Origin of the sequence: Fontibacillus phaseoli (assembly GCF_003337355.1) — a bacterium.
GTDB lineage: Bacteria > Bacillota > Bacilli > Paenibacillales > Paenibacillaceae > Fontibacillus > Fontibacillus phaseoli.
This window is the reverse complement of sequence record NZ_QPJW01000007.1, coordinates 147,092-164,418: the sequence shown is the minus strand read 5'-3', so window position 1 is coordinate 164,418 and position 17,327 is coordinate 147,092. Positions and strand designations below refer to the sequence as shown.

Genomic DNA, 17,327 nt, shown 5'->3' with positions numbered 1-17,327 from the left:
AAATACGGATTGCAGCTTAGGGGGCGGCGGTGATACACTGAAACGCGAACCCAAAATCGACAGGACAGGAAGTGTCCCGCTTTGAACAAAATTCGCCGTTTTTACCTCAATCACTTGAAACGGAAAATGTTTAACAAGATCATTCTGCTCTATTCCGCCATCATGATGATTTTGTTTCTGATCGCGGCGGTCATGGTTTATGAGTACCAAGTGCAGCGGATTATCCGCGAAGAGACCGACGCTAATTTAAAAACTGCGCACGTTTTGAGCATATATTTGAACCGGCAGTACGAGAACATTCAGAACACGGTGCAGCAAATTTACGGCGACGCGGCGCTCAGCGACGATTTGGTCTATTTTTTGAATAACCGGTATGAAAGCTATTTAAGCCATCGTCTGAATTTGTTCAGCAGGCCCGGCGAACAACGAATCCGATCGTTCAGTTCGCTCCTGAAATCCTATCTGGAACAAAATCCGGGGGCTACGGGGGTTACGATATACAGCTATCCGAAAGATTTCTACATGCAAATCCGGCCGGTAAGTCAGCAGCTCAAATATGAAACCGGTTCCAAAGCCGAGTGGGAATCCTGGTTCGTCCGCCGCAAAATCTATGCCTGGGATACGATTCATCAGGATGCCCGGTTTTGGGATTCCGCCGATTCGGCCCAGGCGGGGGTCTACTCCTATACCCGCGAGCTTCAGGATCCCTGGACGCTGGAAAAGATGGGGATGATGATGGTGGAGTTCGATACGAAACAGCTATCCGCCTGGCTGAGTACAAGGACGCCGGAAATCCGCGGACGGATTCTGGTGATGAGTTCCCAGGGAACGGTCATTTACGACTCCCATGGAGCGGGAGGGTACTTCGGGCAGACGTATCCGTACCGGATGGAGCTGGATAATACGGGGAAATGGGTTGAACTGGACGAGATGTCCAAGGTGAATGTGCTGAGCGTCGGGAACGCGGAATTGTCGGTCGTCGGGATCGTGTCCAAATCTTCGATTCACGACAGCACGGTGCGCCTGAGGAACAGCCTGGTGATCGGCACCCTCCTGTTTATCGCGGCCAGCTTTGTCATTACGAGTACGGTTATGCGAAAATACTCCAAGAAAATCCAGCGGATCATCCGCTCGATGAGCCGAATCGGGGAAGGGGACTTATCCATCCGGATACAGATGCCGGGCGAAGATGAGCTTCAGCAGATCTCCGAGCGGGTCAACGATATGTGCGAACGTCTGGAGCTGTACATCGACAAAATGTACACATCGGAGATCAGGCAGAAGCATGCCGAATTAGTCGCGCTGCAATCGCAAATTCATCCCCATTTCTTGTATAACACGCTGGAATCGATCCGGATGAAGGCCTATTCCTCCGGGGCCAAGGATGTGGGGCAAATGATTTACAGCCTTTCCGTCATGTTCCGAAGCATGGTCAAAAAGGATACGGTAGTTACGGTCCAGGAAGAGATCGAACTGTGCTCCATTTATCTGGACCTGTTCCGGATCCGCTATGAAGGCCGCCTGAGCGTGGAAATCGGCACGGACGGCGAGATCGGGAATTGCCGCATCATTAAGCTGCTCATCCAGCCTATCGTGGAAAATTATATCGTTCACGGCTTTCGGTCGCTGGACAGCGATAACGAAATATCGCTCCATACCGTGCAGGACAATGACCGGATCGCGATTACGGTAGCGGATAACGGGAAGGGCATCCCGGCGGAAAGACTGAAGGAAATCAACCGGATGCTGTCGGCTTCGCCTTCTCCCCAGTCTGCCGGGGGCTCAGGTTCATCGATCGGTCTGATCAATGTCCATGAAAGAATACGTATGAACTATGGAGACGAGTACGGAGTCGCCGTGTGCAGCCAAGAAGGGAAAGGTACGACCGTCCGCATCGAAATACCGCTTCTGAGGGAGGGATTCATGTGATGAAAAAGGTGTTGTTCGTGGATGACGAGCCGTTGATCGCTCAAGGGTTAAGCTCGATACTCAACTGGAGCAAATACGGCATCGAGATTGCCGGGACGGCGAATGACGGATTGAGCGCTCTGGAGATGATTCGGGAGGAAACCGTGGACCTATTGGTTACCGACATCATGATGCCGCGAATGAATGGGCTCGAATTAATCAGGAAAATTAAGGAGGCCGGGTTGAAGATCAAGTTCGTGGTGCTGAGCGGGTATGAGGAATTCGAATACGTCAAAGCCGGGATTACGCTGGGGATTGAAAATTATATCCTGAAACCGATTAACCTGGAGGAACTGGAATTCACGATCCGCCATATCCGCGGGGATTGGGACCGGGAGGAGCTGCAGCAGGTCCATTTTGAAGAGGATTGGGAAGTGCTGCGCAGCAACATATTGCAGCGTTGGGTCAGCGGGGAGATTGAAAGCCAGGAGTTCAAGCACCGCGCCGAATTGTTGGGCCTGCCGCTGAACTGCGGTTTGTACCAGCTATTCGTCGTAAGGCCGATTCCGGGTGGATATCAGGATGCGCCGGAATCCTTCAGGAACGAAATGGGGGAGAAATGCAGGGAACTGGCTAAGGCGGTCGAGCAGTCGAAGCCGGCAGAAACGGAAGTCATCAGCTTCATGGATCCGGACGGGGATTTGGTCATCCTGTATGCTTTCCGGGGGCAAAGGGACGTTTCCGCAGCGCAGCGTCAGTTGCTTTTGGCCGCCGAGGACGTGCAAAACGGCTCGGAGGGAAGCTTCTGGATCTCGGAAGGCGGAGCGGGATGTGATTCCAAGGGTGTCCAAAACAGCTACGGACTTGCAAAAGCAGTATTCCACCGGTATCTGATTTCCGGGGAGGAACGCATCAGGTTTACCGCATTAACGAAGCCGGAGGATATCGAATTACCGTCTATGGAGTGGGATAACGATCATTACGTCGAGCTATTGATTGAAGGCAGGATCGAGGCTGTGGAACCGTTTATCGAACAGGTTCTGCGGAGCGCATCCCGGGAGCACCTAACGCCGCGGGAATCCTGCGTCAACACGGGCCTTCAACTCATGCTCGCCGTCAAAGAAAGGGAAGACAATCCCGATTATAGCGAGGTGTTTGCACCGATTGGGAGAATCAGCACGCTGCCTGCCCTAGTCCGGCATGTAACCTCTGTTGTCCGGAGAAGTCTGGAGAAGCAAGAGACCGGCCGTGAAGACTTCAGTCCGCATGTAGCATTTCTGGTTGAGCAGGTACACCGGCATTACGCGGAAGAGCTGTCTTTAAAGACCTTAAGCCAAAAGGCCGGTTTGCACCCGAATTATTTGGGACAACTGTTCCAGCAGGAGGTCGGAAACAGCTTTTCGGATTACGTAAACCAGTACCGGATTGAAAAAGCGACCCAGCTTTTGATAAACACGGACCGTAAAACTACGGAAATCGCGCTTGGCGTTGGCTACCTGGACACCTCTTATTTCTACCGGCAGTTCAAAAAGTATGCCGGCGTTTCGCCGACGGAATTGCGCCATATGTACAACAAATAAGTCGCAATTTTTCCGGGATAGCCTCATGACAGGTCAACCTTTTTGGGTTGGCCTGTTGTTTTTTTAGACTGTTCTTTAATTTATCCATGAATTTCTAGGGTTTTTCAACTTGTTGAGGATAGCGCTTACTTGGCAAAATAGAGTTAGTTAAGGGCAAACGTAACGGAAAGGCGGTTGTTTCGCCGGTGCTTTGTTTTGGTCTTAGGGGATCCATGACGGAGCTGTTACATGCGTAATCAGCAAACAATTCAACATCCTTTGGAAACGCTTAACTCCATAGGGTACAGCAGGCAAAGGAGGAAGGATCGTGGCAGCATTTTGGAAAAAGGTCGTCCGCAACCGGGCGCTGCTGATCATGGTTATACCAGGAACCATCTGGTTTCTTATTTTTGCCTACTTGCCGATGTTCGGTTCAATCCTTGCATTTAAAGATTTCCGAATCAGCCGTGACGGATTTTTCGCCAGCGTGTTCAACAGCAAGTGGGTAGGGCTCAAAAATTTCGAGTATTTGTTTACGACCAGCGATGCTTACGTGATCACAAGAAACACGATCTTGTACAACCTGGTTCTCATTTTTCTCGGGCTGGTCATTTCCGTCGGCTTTGCGATTCTCTTAAGCGAACTCGTCAACAAACGGATGGCGAAGGTGTATCAAACCGGGATGTTTCTCCCGCACTTCCTGTCCTGGGTCATTATTAGTTATTTCGCGTTCACCTTTCTGAGCATGGATAAAGGGACGCTGAACCAGATCATTACCTTCTTCGGCGGGGAGCGGATCAGTTGGTATTCGGAACCCAAATACTGGCCGTTCATCATCGTATTCGTCGGGATCTGGAAGAGCGTCGGCTATAACAGCGTTATTTATCTCGCCGCCATCACCGGGATCGACAAGTCTTACTACGAAGCGGCCGTCATCGACGGGGCGACCAAATGGAAGCAGATCCGCTACATTACCGTACCGCTGCTTAAACCGCTCATGATTATTTTGACGATCCTCGCCATCGGCGGGATTTTCCGCTCCGATTTCGGATTGTTTTACCAGTTGCCGAAGGATGCGGGTGCCTTATACCCTGTAACCAATGTCATCGATACCTTCGTATATCGCGGCTTGATCAATATGGGGGACATCGGCATGAGTACCGCAGCGGGCCTTTATCAATCGCTGGTCGGGTTGGTGCTCATACTGGTCGCCAATGCGATCGTCAGAAAAATTGAAAAAGATCATGCGATCTTTTAGAGCCGGGGGGTTAGCAGATGACATCAAGACCTGTTCAAATAGAAATGCCGATGAAGCCGAGAAAGAAGAAAAAGCGGGATTACAATGAAATTACCCCGGCATGGAACGTATTTTTCAATATCGTGATTGGACTGTTTTCTTTCTCTTGCGTCTTTCCGTTCTTATTCGTGATTATCATCTCTTTGACCGATGAACAGACGCTGGCGCTGGAAGGCTTCAGCCTTTGGCCCAGCCAATTCAGTACCGCTGCCTACAGCTACATATTCGAAACCGGGCACGAATTGCTTGTTTCTTTCGGCGTCACGTTGCTGGTGACTATAACGGGTACGCTGTTCACCTTGATTCTGGTGACGACCTATGCGTATGCCGTATCCAGAAAAAGTTTTGAGTTCCGCGGCTTTTTCAGTTTTCTGGCCTTCTTTACGATGCTGTTTTCCGGGGGTATGGTTCCCGGTTATATTGTGATGACTCAGTTCCTGCATTTGCAAAATACGATTTGGTCCCTGATCCTTCCGTTGTCCTTAAGCGCTTTTTCGATCATCGTCATGCGGACGTTTTTTCAAACCACGGTTCCCGATGAAATCATAGAATCAGCCAAAATCGACGGGGCGGGGGAATTCCGGACTTTTATGAGAATTGTGCTTCCCGTGTCCTTGCCGGGCATTGCCACCATCGGGCTGTTCAGTTGCCTGGCCTATTGGAACGACTGGTTTAACGCGCTGCTCTATTACAACAAACCGGATTTAACGCCACCGCTGCAGTTCATGCTGATGAAGATCGAGAAAAACATGGACTTTTTGATCAAAAATGCCCAGAATCTCGGTTCCTTCAACGCCGCGGCAAGTTTACCGACGGAAACCGTAAGAATGGCGATGGTCGTGTTGGCCACCCTTCCGATCGTGCTGGCTTATCCATTCTTTCAGCGTTATTTTGTCCAGGGTCTGACCGTCGGCTCGGTAAAAGGATAAGCCTGAACCGGCAGACGGGTCCATAACTATGGTTGTTTCCGCCTCCATCACCGGCCGTAGAATCGTAGCAGCTGCCCGGCCGGAGTGAATGCGCGGTTTCAATAAATGCTCTTATTATCCAACTTGTACGTAGGGGGAAACAATATGAACAAGAAGAAGTCCCTTGTTATGGTCTTATCTTTGATTTTGGCGCTGTCCGCGGTTCTCGCGGGATGCGGCGGAGAGAAGAAAAGCAATCAACCGGCAAAAGAGGAAGAGGCTGTACAGAGCGACGGCTCGATCGACGTCTCCAAACTGGATCCCGTGACATTGAAGTTGTACCTGATCGGTCCAAGCCAGAACGACCTGCCGAAAGTGCAGGAAGAAATCAATAAATACGTATCCGAAAAAATCAACGCCAAGGTCGACATTACGATGATCGACTGGGGCGATTACAGCCAGCGCATGCAGGTTATTACCAGCTCTGGCGAAGATTACGACATCGCGTTCACCAGCTCCTGGGCGTTTGACTATCTTCCGAATGCCGCTAAGGGCGCCTTTATGCCGCTGAACGATCTCCTTGACCAATACGGCAAGGGAATTAAGGAAGTACTGGATCCCCGCTTCCTCGAAGGTACGAAAGTTAACGGGGTTAACTACGGAATTCCGGCCAACAAAGAACTGGCCCAGCAATTCGTTTGGCGTTTTAACAAGAAGTATCTCGACAAGTACAATCTCGATATTTCCAACGTAACGACGCTGGAAGACCTGGAACCGCTCTTGAAAACGATGAAAGAGAACGAGCCGGCAGATATTACGCCTTTGGCCGTTCCTAAAAATTTCAAGCCGTATCTGCCGTTCGATTTCGTACTGGGCGATGAGATTCCGATCGGCATGTACATGGATACCAAGGACAATAAATACGTGAATATCCTTGAGTCGCCTGAACTCAAAGCTGCGCTGCAAACGATGCGTAAATATTACAAAGCGGGGTATGTCCGCGAGGATATCGCCACGCTGGAAGGCATCGACAACATGAAGACCGGCAAATGGCTGGTCGACCGCGAAATTACGCAGCCTTATGCCGAACTCGGCTGGTCGAGAAGTGCGGGCTATGACATCGTGACGAAACCGATGCATGATCCGATTATTTATACCAGCTCTGCCGCAGGTTCGATGCTCGCAATTTCTTCCTACTCGAAAAATCCGGAGCGGGCGATGATGTTCCTGAACCTGCTAAATACAGACGCCTATCTGCGCAACTTGATTCAGTACGGAATGGAAGACGTTCACTACAAAAAAGTGGAGGACCCTTACATCGAGGATCTTCCGGCGATGAACGAAAATTATGCGATGCCGGGCTTTGCACTGGGCAATATGTTCCTGACTTACCTGCATGAAGGCGAACCGAAGGACAAATGGGATGCCTTTGAAAAGTTCAACTCGTCGGCGATCGTTGCGCCTACATTTGGCTTTAACTTCGATACCGCACCGGTGAAGACGGAAGTCGCAGCGGTTACGAACGTGGCTAAGGAATTTATTCCGGCGCTGTATACCGGATCGGTAGATCCGGACGAATATTTACCGAAAGCGCTTCAGAAGTTCAAGGACGCCGGGATCGATAGAGTCATTGCGGAAGCTCAAAAGCAATTTGATGCCTGGAAAGCCGAGCAAAAATAGAAATTCGGAGAAACGGGCGGCGGGTACGGCCGTTTCTCTTTTTTTCATAGCCCAAAACAGGAGGTTGAATGATGAAAAGAGTGAAGCCGGACTATTTTACGAAATCGAAGTGGAAAAAGGTCATGATGTATGCAGCCGGAGCGGTGCTTCTCGCCGGAGTCATTCTCGGAACGCCCGGAAAAGCGGAGGCGGCGCAGCCGTATTCGTCCTACTGGTATCCGGATACTTTGCTGGAATGGTCTCCGGCGACCGACAAGGATGCGGCGTTTAACCGGGGGACGGTAAAGCTTCAAAAGGACCGGTTCCTTGGAGACGTTGTTAATCCAAGCGCCAAGCCGGAGGCGAAGGTGATCGCATTATCCTCCATGTTTCCGAGCACGAGCGGGGCTCCTTCCCAAGGGTCCGAGAAGTTTCACACTTACACGTTCAGTTTCTGGCAGTACATCGACAAGCTCGTCATGTGGGGCGGTTCGGCCGGGGAAGGGCTGATCGTATCGCCAAGCGCGGATGTGATCGATGCGGCGCACAAAAACGGGGTTCCCGTTTTTGGAACCGTTTTCTTTCCGCAGACCGAGCATGGCGGGAAGCTGGAATGGATGCACGATCTGCTGCAACAGCGGGAAGACGGCACGTTCCCCGTAGCGGATAAATTGGTGGAGGCGGCCCGATATTACGGGTTCGACGGCTGGTTCATCAACCAGGAGACGCAGGGAGCTTCCAAAGAGGATGCCGCCGACATGCAGCGCTTCCTGGAATATTTGCAGAAAATCAAAGGGTCCGAGCTGGAGATCATCTGGTACGATTCCATGATTAACGAGGGGAACATAAAGTGGCAGGGTGCCCTGACCGACAAAAACGCGATGTTTTTCCAGAAGGGGTCCGACCGGGTATCCGACGCGATGTTTCTGGATTTTCGCTGGAAATACAAAGATGAAGAAAAAGGGAAATACGATTACGTGACTCCGTATCTGAACTCCCCGGCGAAAGCGAATGAACTCGGACGAAGTCCTTACGATTTATTCGCGGGCATCGACGTGGAGGCAAACGGGTACGAGGGTAGCTACAATTGGCCGGTCTTGTTCCCGGACGGGAAAAAAGCGACCACGTCGCTTGGCATCTATCGCCCGGACTGGGCCTTCAACAGTTCGGAGACGAATGAACAGTATATGAAGAAGGAGGAGATTTTTTGGGTTGGGCCGGGCGGCAATCCGGCGGAAACGAAGGCGGCTGCGAGCGGTGCGGAGGACGGGGACCCTTATGCCTGGCGCGGAATTGCCCATGATATTGCCGATAAGAGCGTGATTTCCGGTCCGGAGTTCATTACACATTTTAATACGGGGAACGGCCACCTGTTTGCGGTCAACGGGAAAGTCATGCGGGAGAAGGACTGGAGTAATCGAAGCCTGCAGGACATTTTGCCGACTTGGCGCTGGATCGCCGAATCGGATAGGGCAGGGAAAGCACTTACCCCGGGCTTCGACTTTACCAAATCGTATTACGGCGGTAGCTCGCTGAAAGTGGCGGGAGACTTGAGCGCGGATAATCCGACACAGGTGAAGCTATATAAAACGAATATTCCGGTCGCGGCGACGAGTGAATTATCGTTGATTTATCAAGACAATGCGGCCACAGCGGGCGCGGTTCAAATCGGGGTGTCTTTCTCGGATGCACCTGAGAAGTATGTATTTTTACAACCGAAAAAATGGACGTCCGCAGGGGATGCAGGTTCATGGAGAGAGGGCAGCGTCCAGCTGAACAAGTATAAGGGCCGTACGATCAGCGGTATTTCGCTGAAATTTTCTTCCTCCAAGCCTGTAGCCGGTTATGAGGCGTTTATCGGAGAGTTGGCCGTAACGCAGAAGCAGGACAAAGCCAAACAGCCGAAGGCTGTGAGCAGCTTGAAGGTGACGGAAAACGACTTCCGGGACGGCATTTACGGCGATGCCCGCCTGTCCTGGGATGCGCCCAAGGACAGCGGCGACGTGATGTATTATCAAGTTTACCGCGTCAAGCCGGACGGCGCTTATGAGCTGATGGGAATGACCGGGAACACGGTCTATTATGTGCCTGAAATGAAACGGCTGAACAAGGAAGAGGCTACGAAAATGGTCGTCATTCCCGTGAATCGGCAGTATGAACAGGGGAAACCGGCTTCCGTTGCCTTTAACTGGCCGGCTTATCCGAAGCCGATCGCCGCTTTTGAGGCGGACCGTACGCTAATCGCTCCGGGCGAAAGCGTACAGTTTACCGACAAGTCCTCGGAAGTCACGGAAAGCTGGGCGTGGGGCTTCCCCGGCGGGGAGCCATCGGACAGCACGGAACGGAATCCGAAGGTGACCTATAAGGAAGAAGGCACGTTTGAAGTGACTCTGAAGGCGATCAATGAGGTCGGGGAGGACGTAGTGATGCGGCAAATGATCACCGTCACCAAGGAAGCCGCCGGAGGGGTATCCGATCTGGCCCTTGGAAAGAAGGCGACGGCCTCAAGTTATGTGAATGAGAAGGAAGCTCCGCCGTTTGCCCTGGACGGCGACGACAAGACCAAATGGTGCGCGGTGGGCGATGCTCCTCATACGTTGACGGTAGATCTCGGTGCCGAGCATAAAGTCAGCGAGTTCGTCGTCAAACATGCCGAAGCGGGCGGGGAGGCCGCGGCATTCAATACGCGCAGCTTCCGGCTCCAGCACAGCCTGGACGGGGAAAACTGGACCGATGCGGTACGGGTGACCGACAACGTAAAGGGCGAAAGCAAGCATGCCATTGCTTTGACTTCGGCCCGCTATGCCCGGCTTGTCGTGGAAAAGCCGACCCAGGGCGGGGATACGGCCGCGCGGATCTATGGATTCGAAGTGATGGGACTGAAATAATCTCCCGGCCGATTCATGAAAGTTGCTTCTCTAAAATGGGAAGAAGCCGTTCCAAAAAAATAACGCCCAAACAGAGCGCTATTTCCGGAAATAGCGGGCTCATGAACAGAATAGCGCCCTTTAAGGGTGCTATTTCAGCCAAAACAGGCGCTGTGAAGACAATTGGCCAGTTCCAGCCTAAATAGGGGCCTGAAATTCCGCTATTTCCCAGATAACGTAAATACGCTCTGAATAGCGCCCTAAAAGCCCCTTATTTCAGTTCACTTGCAAACGAGTGTTAATCCGACCAAGAAAAAATCCTGCCAAGACTTGCGAGTCTTCCTGGCAGGATTTTTTTGTCGTAAATGCTCTAAACCTCGTCCCAGATCCGCTTAACGTTGTCGAAGGCGATTTTCGTGCCGTTCAAGCAGTCCTCCATGCCCTCATACTCGATCGAAAGGAAGCCGTCATAGCCGGAGCTTTTGATGGCCCGGAGAATTTCCGGCAAATCGATATCGCCATGGCCGGCGATCGCTCCGCGCAGATAGTTTCCGCCGGAGCTACGGAACCAGCCTTCTCCGGGATTGCGGTAGGAGGGACGGATGTAAAAGTCCTTGATATGCACCATGGAGGCATATTTCAGGTTGCTTTTGACCGCAGTGACCGGATTTTCGTCCACGCATACGAAGTTGCCCACATCCAGCGTCGTTTTGTAATTCGGACGATCCACCGCATGAAGCAGCGCCTGCACGCGATCGCTGGCTTGCACATAGTACCCGTGGTTCTCCACGCTGGTCGTAATTCCGTACTGGGCCGCGTGGTCGGCGATCCGGCGGCAGGCCGCGGCGATTTTCTCCAGATCTTCGTTAAACCGCAGGATGGAGGTATCTTCGCGGGAGGCGACGTCATGACGCATCAGTTTCGCACCCAAGCGATGCACCCGGTCCACCTCGCCGATCACCCTGGCAATCTCCGCCTCGTAGTCTTCATCCGTATCCGTGATAAAGTTGGCCCCGATCGCGTAGTTAGATATTTCGATGCCGGCAGCCTTGGCTTTGTTCACAATTTGTTCTTCCAGTCCGGGATCGCTGTCGAAGTCGAATCCGAGCCCCGGCACGATTTCAATATGGCTTGCCCCTATGCCCGCGGTCCAGTCGATAACTTCCGCGATGTTCATCCGGCCTTGATCCATAGCCTGGTACAGGCTGTAAGAACTAATCCCTAACTTCATGATTGGTCATCTCCCTATTTTAGTTAGCCTCGATAAGATTGGATGAAGGACACCGCTTTGGCAATATCCTCCGCAGGATTGGCGCCCACTTCACGTTCGATCGTCAAATACCCGGTGTAGCCGATTTCCTGCAAAGCGGCGAAGTAACCCGGAAAGTCGACTTGTCCCTCGCCGAGCGGAACTTCTTCGAAGGCCGCACCGGAGGCAGCCATCTCCGCGATTTTCTGGTGGTCCATCGCACTGTAGCCCAGAAATCCGTAAACGTCTTTCGGGTCGACCAGGCGAAGCAGCTTGCCGTCTTTGACATGCGTATGGACGATATAATCGCGCAGCGTTTTGACGCCTTGCACAGGATCGTCTCCCGTCACCATCACCATGTTGGCGGGATCGAAATTGACCGAAACGCCGTTGGTGCTGAGCGTGTCCAGAAAGCTCTTCAAATGCACCGCCGGCTCGGGACCGGTCTCGATCGCAAAATAGGCATTCATGCTCTTGGCATAGACGCCAAGCTCTTCGCAAGCACGCTGCATTGATTCATAGATACGGCTGCCCGTATCCTCCGGTACGATGCCGATATGCGTCGTCACGATATTCGTGCCGAGTTCCACGGCCAAGTCGAGAATCCGCTTGGATTTCTCGATTTTTGCGGGATTCGCTTCCGCGTCCTGGAATCCGTGTCCGGCCAAGTCGCCGCACAGCGCGGATATTTCCAGGCCAAGGCCTTCGATGTAGCTGCGCAGTTCCTTCCTCTTGTTCCCGGTAAGTACTGCTGGGTCCATTTCGCCGGAAACTGCATAGATTTGCACGCCGTCAGCCCCGATTTCCTTGGCTTTTTTCAACCCCTCAATGACGCCTAGCCCAAAGCTGTCTATAATCACGCCGATCTTGTTGTTCAAGTTCATAATAAATTCGCCTCCTTTATATGTTTGACTTCGCGATCAAAAGCCGACTTTTGGGTTTCCAATAAAATAAAGAGCAAAAAGTCGGGTTTTCAGCACCGAGAAGGTTGAATAAAGCTAGGGACTGAGTAGCGGAGCTACACGTTTTCGTAGAAAACGACTTCGAAAGCATACGCTGGCAAAACCTACGTGAGCAACTTAAATGTTTCCGAAGGAAACATGCTTCGAAAGCATACGCTAGGCCCGGCCGTATTCAAGATTCGACGCCGATATACTCCTTGAATGACTTCGTGATCAAAAGCAGACTTTTTGGTTTCTCCTAAAAGTGGATTTCGCGGCCTTCGGCGGCGGATTGATAGATCGCATTCAAAACCTTGATCATTTCCACTCCGTCCTCCACCGGACAGATGTTTTCGGTTAAACCGAGGCAGTTGTCGACAAAGTGATTGATCTCCGTGTCGAAGCTTCCTTGAAAATCAAAGCCGGGAGTGCTGATTTGCGGCTCGATATTAAGAATGGTATTGTGGCGCTCCGTCACGATAGACAGCACGGGCTCGATCTCGGCGCCTCCTTTTTCTCCGTAAATATTGATTTGAGCCGAGTTGTCTTTGGCATGGAGTGAGAAGCTGACATCGACCAGCAGCGAGGCGCCGTTCTCAAAGCGGATAAGCGCATTGGCCATATCCTCCACCGTATTGAAAGAGCCATCGTAGTCGGCTGCTTTATAGAAGTCATAATTTTCAATGTTGGAGCGGTTTCCGAGCTTGGTGTAAGTGTTGCCGCTTACCGATTTGACTTTCGGCTTGCCCATCAGATACCAGCAAAGGTCGATGACATGCACGCCGATGTCGATCAGCGGCCCGCCGCCGGAGCGTTCCTTGTCCGCAAACCAGCCGCCCGGATTGCCGAGGCGCCGAATCAGGCTGGCTTTGGCAAAATAAATCTCTCCCAGTTCCCCGGCATCCATAAATTTTTTCAGTACGGCGATGTTGGCGGCATGACGGCGGACATATCCGACTTGAAGCAGTTTTCCGGTTTCGCGCACGGCTTGCTCTACCTGAAGGGCCTCGTCTACCGCTTTGCACAGAGGTTTTTCGCATAACACGTTTTTGCCTGCCCGGAGGGCCGCGACGCTGATTTCGGCATGCGAGTCATTCCAGGTGCAAATGCTGACGGCCTCAACCAGAGGGTTGGCGAGCAGTTCCCTATAATCGGTATAAACGTGGGGGATGTTGTATTTGCGGGCGGTCTCACTGGCCCGTTCTTCGTTAAGATCACATACGGCGACTAACTCCGCCTTGGGATTTGATAAATAGGCTTGCAAATGGGATTCCGAGATAGATCCGTTACCAATAAGGCCAACCTTCAGTTCGCTCATTGCGATCGCTTACATCCTTTCAATTTTTGCGTGAATCTGTTACAATGATCCCTGCCGATTCACACAAATATGTTATATTTGTTCAATTACCAATAAATTAGCACACTAATCTCAAAGGGAGAATGTGCAGGATGACAAAGTATATGGATTATATGATCAGTCCTCACCCGATTCGGGTCTTCAATCCGGCCGTCGAGCCGGCGCGGCTGAAAATCAAATCGCTTTCCGTGGTGAGTGCCGGGCATTTGCCCGGAAGAACGATGCAGCGCGCGGATGCCACTTTCGAGCACTGGGCATTTGTATCGATCACGGGCGGCGAGGGGTATTACCAGGTTGATCGCGGTGAAAAGCAACGCGTTCCGGCCGGATCGTGGTTCTGTCTCTTTCCCGGGGCCACATTTAATTACGGGCCGGATTCGGGGGGATATTGGGACGAGTACTATTTTTCGGTGGAAGGGGAACGGGTTGCGGAGTGGCTGAAGGAGTGGCTGCCTAATCCGGATCAGGTGAAAAGAGCCTCATTCGACGACACGCTGCTCCATAAAATGGAGATGATGTTCATGCTGATCGACAGCGGCAATCCGAGCAACCTGGACCGTGCAGCCTTGCAGCTGGAAGCGCTGCTGTATGAGCTTGTCTCCCAAGGGGACCGGGCGGAAGCGGGGAACCGGGGCAGGTTTGCGCTCCAGATCATCGAGGATTTGGGCAATGTGCTGTATTTGGCGGCGGAGCCGGAGAAAATTGCGGCAAAACATCATATTTCCGTATCGACGCTAAGGCGGGTCGTTCATGAGTATTCGGGATACCCCTTGAATGAATTCATTCACCGGCTCAAAGTGGCAGAAGCGAAAAGAGTGTTGCTCAACACAGATATCAGCGTGAAAGAAATCAGCGAAGCTTTGGGGTACAAAGACATGTTTTATTTCTCGCGAGTGTTCAAAAGAATTACCGGCGTTTCTCCAAGAATCTATCGAAACAGGGCCGGAATGTAATTATCAAATAGATGTCATGGATCAAAACGGGCATAGCGGGACTGACGACAGACGGAGCTAAAAATATTTATGACATTGCTCAAATTACAATTTACGGAACTGGCCGGGATCCTCGGCATAGATTCACAGTCGGGAAACGGGGGCCGGATCCAATACGATCAGAAGATCCACTTTTACCGCGCCTGGGCCTGTTTTGCGGAACATGCGAAAGCGGAGAAAAGCTTCGAAATCACCGAGCTGCCAAGGTTTGAGTTCAATGGGACGATGCTGGACGCCTCGCGGAACGTGATCTTTGACCCAAACGGCGTCCCGACGGCGCCTTTGAACGTGAATGCGTCATATCAGTCATTGTTACGGCGGGGGCATTGAGCTAGAAATAACTGCGCCAGCTTTAGGGAATGCCCGAATTCGGGCAGTTTTTTTATGCCTATTCATATCTGCCCAACAATTCGGACAGCAATTTCTTCATTTCCTCCACCAGCAGGGGCGGCTGCTTGACCGTGGCTTCCCGGCCCAGTCCGATAAAAAACCTTGCCAGAAAAGGAATCTCTCCCAGCGGAATCGTTCCTTCCAAATAACCGGACCCGTCCTCCCGGACATGCATCGGGACCCGGCGGGACAACTCGGCTTCGCACAGCTCCACTCCCAGTTTGCTTAGTTCCACATAGCATTCGGCATTATGGCGCTTGGAGCGGATATGCTCTTCCCAATTTGCCAGATTGACGCGGCGAAGATCCAAGGGCTCCACGACTGGAAGAGCCGCAGCCGACAAGATGCGGTCGCACCGGAACAACCGGAAATCCTCGCGCCGGAAGCAGTAGGCCGGACAATACCAGAGGCCCCCGCTGGCGTAGATGCCGACCGGCTGGATGTCCCGGCAAGCAGAATCTTCCTTTGATTCGTATTTGATACGGACAACCTGCTGCCGCACCGCTGCGTCCAGCAATACGCCCAAATGCGGGAACGAAGATTGTCTTTGCGGGGTTACGAAATCAACCCGGTTTTTCATCTCGTCGATCCGGTCGCGGACATCTCCGGGCATGAAGTTGTAGAATTTGCTGAGAGCCGAGGAAGCTTCCGTTTCGAATGGGAGAAAGGAGTAATGACGAAGGGCATGGCTGGCGAAAAAGATAGCGACCGACTCTTCTTCCGTAAAGGCGATGGGGGGCAAGACCCTTTCGTTCAGCACCTGGTATCCGCCGTGAGGACCAACCTCGGAATACAGCGGGACGCCAAGCTCGCTCAGTTCCTGTAAATCCCTTAAGATCGTTCTCGTAGATACGCCGAATTCGTCGGCTAGCTCCCTGACCGTAAATTTTCGTTTCCGGTTCACTGTCATCATCAATTCCATTAAACGCTTGGATTTGGACATGCTAATCCCAACCTAAAATTATTTTTTATTTGTGACAATAGTTGTCACTATTATGACTTACAATGGGAACCAAGTCCAGCCGAGATGATGGCAGGTGGCGGAGGATAAACTCTAGAAGAAAGAGGCGAAGTTACGATGAATATGATATTAACCCCCTTTTTAATGATGGATGGAAACGCGGCGGAGGCCATTTCGTTTTATGAGTCCGTGTTTGGCGCCAAAGTCCTGTTTAAGCAAACGTTCGGCGAGATGCCGAATCCCTCGGAAGAGCTTTTGAATGGGCCGGACGGCAAGCGGATTGCCCATTCCGTCTTGAAAATCGGCGAATCGCAATTGTTCGTGGCTGATACGGACCCCGGCGAACTGCTTCAACAGGGCAATCAGGTTACGGTTTGCATCACACTTGCGGAGGCGGAACAAGCGAGAGAGATTTTTGATCAATTGCAGGTGGGCGGCGGACAGGTGAAGCTTCCCTTGGCACCTATTTATTTCAGTCCGGCCTACGGAATTGTCACGGATAAATTCGGCGTTACTTTTCTTGTATTTACCGGAGGGAGCAAGGAGTAAGGGGTAAGGAGTAACCAAGTAACTGGATTTCCTACAGTTAATTTTGTCTCGATAGTCCCATGAGCTTAATTAAATGGAAAACCTCCATATATTTCGCAGAATTGAGCCTCTTCTGAGGGAAAACCGTAAAATTAACTGTAGTTTTTCCAGTTAGTTGTCCCTTGGGAGCACTTTCAGCGAATATAACTGTAGGTTTTCCAGTTAAATTGAGCCTTACAAAGAAGAAGAGCACCACCGAGGTTATCGTTTATCGGTAGTGCTCTTTTTCTTGGCTTGGCGGCGGCTTATTCCTCCTGATCCTTGTGATATAGTTACTTAAAGGAAAGAAAGGAGGGAGGCCCATGCTTCAGGAAATCACGGAACGAGAGCTTCTTCACCGGCTAGATGCATCGGAAGGTAAGGAGGCGCTCTTTTTCCACACTCCTTTGTGCGGGACTTGTCGGCTGGCGGAGCGGATGCTGGAGATTGTGGAAGATACGGGGGCTCCGGTCCCGGTGTTGAAGATGAACATTAATTTTACTCCCGTTTTGCGGGACAAATGGCAGATCGCCAGCGTTCCCTGTTTGATCGTTCTGGAAAACGGAATCCCGATCCGCAAGGAGTACGCGCTGCGGTCCGTAGTGGATCTGCATCGGTGGCTGACACGGTAATCCGGTATCTTCCCTTGAATGAGAAGTGAACTTTCGAAAA

At 51.7% G+C, this 17,327-nt stretch carries 14 protein-coding genes; 10 read left to right on the top strand and 4 right to left on the bottom strand.

Annotated features, from left to right (window positions below):
- Positions 1-81 precede the first annotated feature (81 nt).
- The 6 genes from DFP94_RS17170 (at position 82) to DFP94_RS17145 (ending at position 10,219) form a co-directional block, all read left to right on the top strand.
- Positions 82-1,929 (top strand): sensor histidine kinase, encoded by a 1,848-nt coding sequence (locus DFP94_RS17170; RefSeq protein WP_245954926.1) that lies wholly within the window; start codon positions 82-84, stop codon positions 1,927-1,929.
- The gene (locus DFP94_RS17165; protein WP_114497695.1) at positions 1,929-3,488 is read left to right on the top strand and encodes a response regulator transcription factor; all 1,560 of its coding nucleotides are present in this window, start codon (positions 1,929-1,931) and stop codon (positions 3,486-3,488) included. The genes DFP94_RS17170 and DFP94_RS17165 overlap by 1 nt, the downstream gene beginning before the upstream one ends.
- 307 nt (positions 3,489-3,795) lie before the next feature.
- Positions 3,796-4,725 (top strand): ABC transporter permease, encoded by a 930-nt coding sequence (locus DFP94_RS17160; RefSeq protein ID WP_114497694.1) that lies wholly within the window; start codon positions 3,796-3,798, stop codon positions 4,723-4,725.
- Positions 4,726-4,742: 17 nt separating this feature from the next.
- Entirely contained in the window at positions 4,743-5,693 is a 951-nt protein-coding gene (locus DFP94_RS17155; RefSeq protein WP_425459263.1) for a carbohydrate ABC transporter permease, read from the top strand.
- A gap of 144 nt (positions 5,694-5,837) precedes the next feature.
- Positions 5,838-7,352 carry an ABC transporter substrate-binding protein gene (locus DFP94_RS17150; RefSeq protein WP_114497693.1) on the top strand — a complete coding sequence of 505 codons (1,515 nt, stop codon included), beginning with the start codon at positions 5,838-5,840 and terminating at the stop codon, positions 7,350-7,352.
- A gap of 71 nt (positions 7,353-7,423) precedes the next feature.
- Positions 7,424-10,219, top strand: coding sequence for an endo-beta-N-acetylglucosaminidase (locus tag DFP94_RS17145; RefSeq protein WP_114497692.1), 2,796 nt, complete (start codon positions 7,424-7,426; stop codon positions 10,217-10,219).
- Between the two features lie 349 nt (positions 10,220-10,568).
- Here DFP94_RS17145 and DFP94_RS17140 read toward each other — a convergent pair whose 3' ends face one another.
- The 3 genes from DFP94_RS17140 to DFP94_RS17130 form a co-directional block, all read right to left on the bottom strand.
- Complete coding sequence (locus DFP94_RS17140) at positions 10,569-11,429, bottom strand: sugar phosphate isomerase/epimerase family protein (protein WP_114497691.1); 861 nt, start codon at positions 11,427-11,429, stop codon at positions 10,569-10,571.
- A 23-nt stretch (positions 11,430-11,452) separates the two neighbouring features.
- Positions 11,453-12,331: a sugar phosphate isomerase/epimerase family protein gene (locus DFP94_RS17135; RefSeq protein WP_114497690.1), complete on the bottom strand. Its 879-nt coding sequence runs from the start codon at positions 12,329-12,331 to the stop codon at positions 11,453-11,455.
- A gap of 316 nt (positions 12,332-12,647) precedes the next feature.
- Positions 12,648-13,706 (bottom strand): Gfo/Idh/MocA family protein, encoded by a 1,059-nt coding sequence (locus tag DFP94_RS17130; RefSeq protein ID WP_114497689.1) that lies wholly within the window; start codon positions 13,704-13,706, stop codon positions 12,648-12,650.
- Between the two features lie 131 nt (positions 13,707-13,837).
- On the opposite strand from DFP94_RS17130, the gene DFP94_RS17125 reads away from it, so the two are divergent.
- Positions 13,838-14,698 (top strand): AraC family transcriptional regulator, encoded by an 861-nt coding sequence (locus DFP94_RS17125; RefSeq protein WP_114497688.1) that lies wholly within the window; start codon positions 13,838-13,840, stop codon positions 14,696-14,698.
- A 69-nt stretch (positions 14,699-14,767) separates the two neighbouring features.
- The gene (locus tag DFP94_RS17120; protein ID WP_114497687.1) at positions 14,768-15,067 is read left to right on the top strand and encodes a hypothetical protein; all 300 of its coding nucleotides are present in this window, start codon (positions 14,768-14,770) and stop codon (positions 15,065-15,067) included.
- A gap of 58 nt (positions 15,068-15,125) precedes the next feature.
- Here the strand turns inward: DFP94_RS17120 and DFP94_RS17115 are convergent, their stop codons facing one another.
- Complete coding sequence (locus tag DFP94_RS17115; RefSeq protein WP_114497686.1) at positions 15,126-16,070, bottom strand: helix-turn-helix transcriptional regulator; 945 nt, start codon at positions 16,068-16,070, stop codon at positions 15,126-15,128.
- A gap of 135 nt (positions 16,071-16,205) precedes the next feature.
- On the opposite strand from DFP94_RS17115, the gene DFP94_RS17110 reads away from it, so the two are divergent.
- Entirely contained in the window at positions 16,206-16,637 is a 432-nt protein-coding gene (locus DFP94_RS17110) for a VOC family protein (RefSeq protein WP_114497685.1), read from the top strand.
- Between the two features lie 341 nt (positions 16,638-16,978).
- Positions 16,979-17,287, top strand: coding sequence for a thioredoxin family protein (locus DFP94_RS17105; protein WP_114497684.1), 309 nt, complete (start codon positions 16,979-16,981; stop codon positions 17,285-17,287).
- The last annotated feature ends 40 nt before the right edge of the window (positions 17,288-17,327 follow it).

Excerpts from the sequence above, each read along its gene's own strand:
- DFP94_RS17165 (WP_114497695.1), top strand. The coding sequence starts at position 1,929 with ATGAAAAAGGTGTTGTTCGTGGATGACGAGCCGTTGATCGCTCAAGGG.
- DFP94_RS17155 (WP_425459263.1), top strand. The coding sequence starts at position 4,743 with ATGACATCAAGACCTGTTCAAATAGAAATGCCGATGAAGCCGAGAAAG.
- DFP94_RS17110 (WP_114497685.1), top strand. The coding sequence starts at position 16,206 with ATGAATATGATATTAACCCCCTTTTTAATGATGGATGGAAACGCGGCG.
- DFP94_RS17115 (WP_114497686.1), bottom strand. The coding sequence starts at position 16,070 with ATGTCCAAATCCAAGCGTTTAATGGAATTGATGATGACAGTGAACCGG.
- DFP94_RS17125 (WP_114497688.1), top strand. The coding sequence starts at position 13,838 with ATGACAAAGTATATGGATTATATGATCAGTCCTCACCCGATTCGGGTC.
- DFP94_RS17130 (WP_114497689.1), bottom strand. The coding sequence starts at position 13,706 with ATGAGCGAACTGAAGGTTGGCCTTATTGGTAACGGATCTATCTCGGAA.
- DFP94_RS17150 (WP_114497693.1), top strand. The coding sequence starts at position 5,838 with ATGAACAAGAAGAAGTCCCTTGTTATGGTCTTATCTTTGATTTTGGCG.
- DFP94_RS17135 (WP_114497690.1), bottom strand. The coding sequence starts at position 12,331 with ATGAACTTGAACAACAAGATCGGCGTGATTATAGACAGCTTTGGGCTA.
- DFP94_RS17145 (WP_114497692.1), top strand. The coding sequence starts at position 7,424 with ATGAAAAGAGTGAAGCCGGACTATTTTACGAAATCGAAGTGGAAAAAG.
- DFP94_RS17140 (WP_114497691.1), bottom strand. The coding sequence starts at position 11,429 with ATGAAGTTAGGGATTAGTTCTTACAGCCTGTACCAGGCTATGGATCAA.
- DFP94_RS17105 (WP_114497684.1), top strand. The coding sequence starts at position 16,979 with ATGCTTCAGGAAATCACGGAACGAGAGCTTCTTCACCGGCTAGATGCA.
- DFP94_RS17120 (WP_114497687.1), top strand. The coding sequence starts at position 14,768 with ATGACATTGCTCAAATTACAATTTACGGAACTGGCCGGGATCCTCGGC.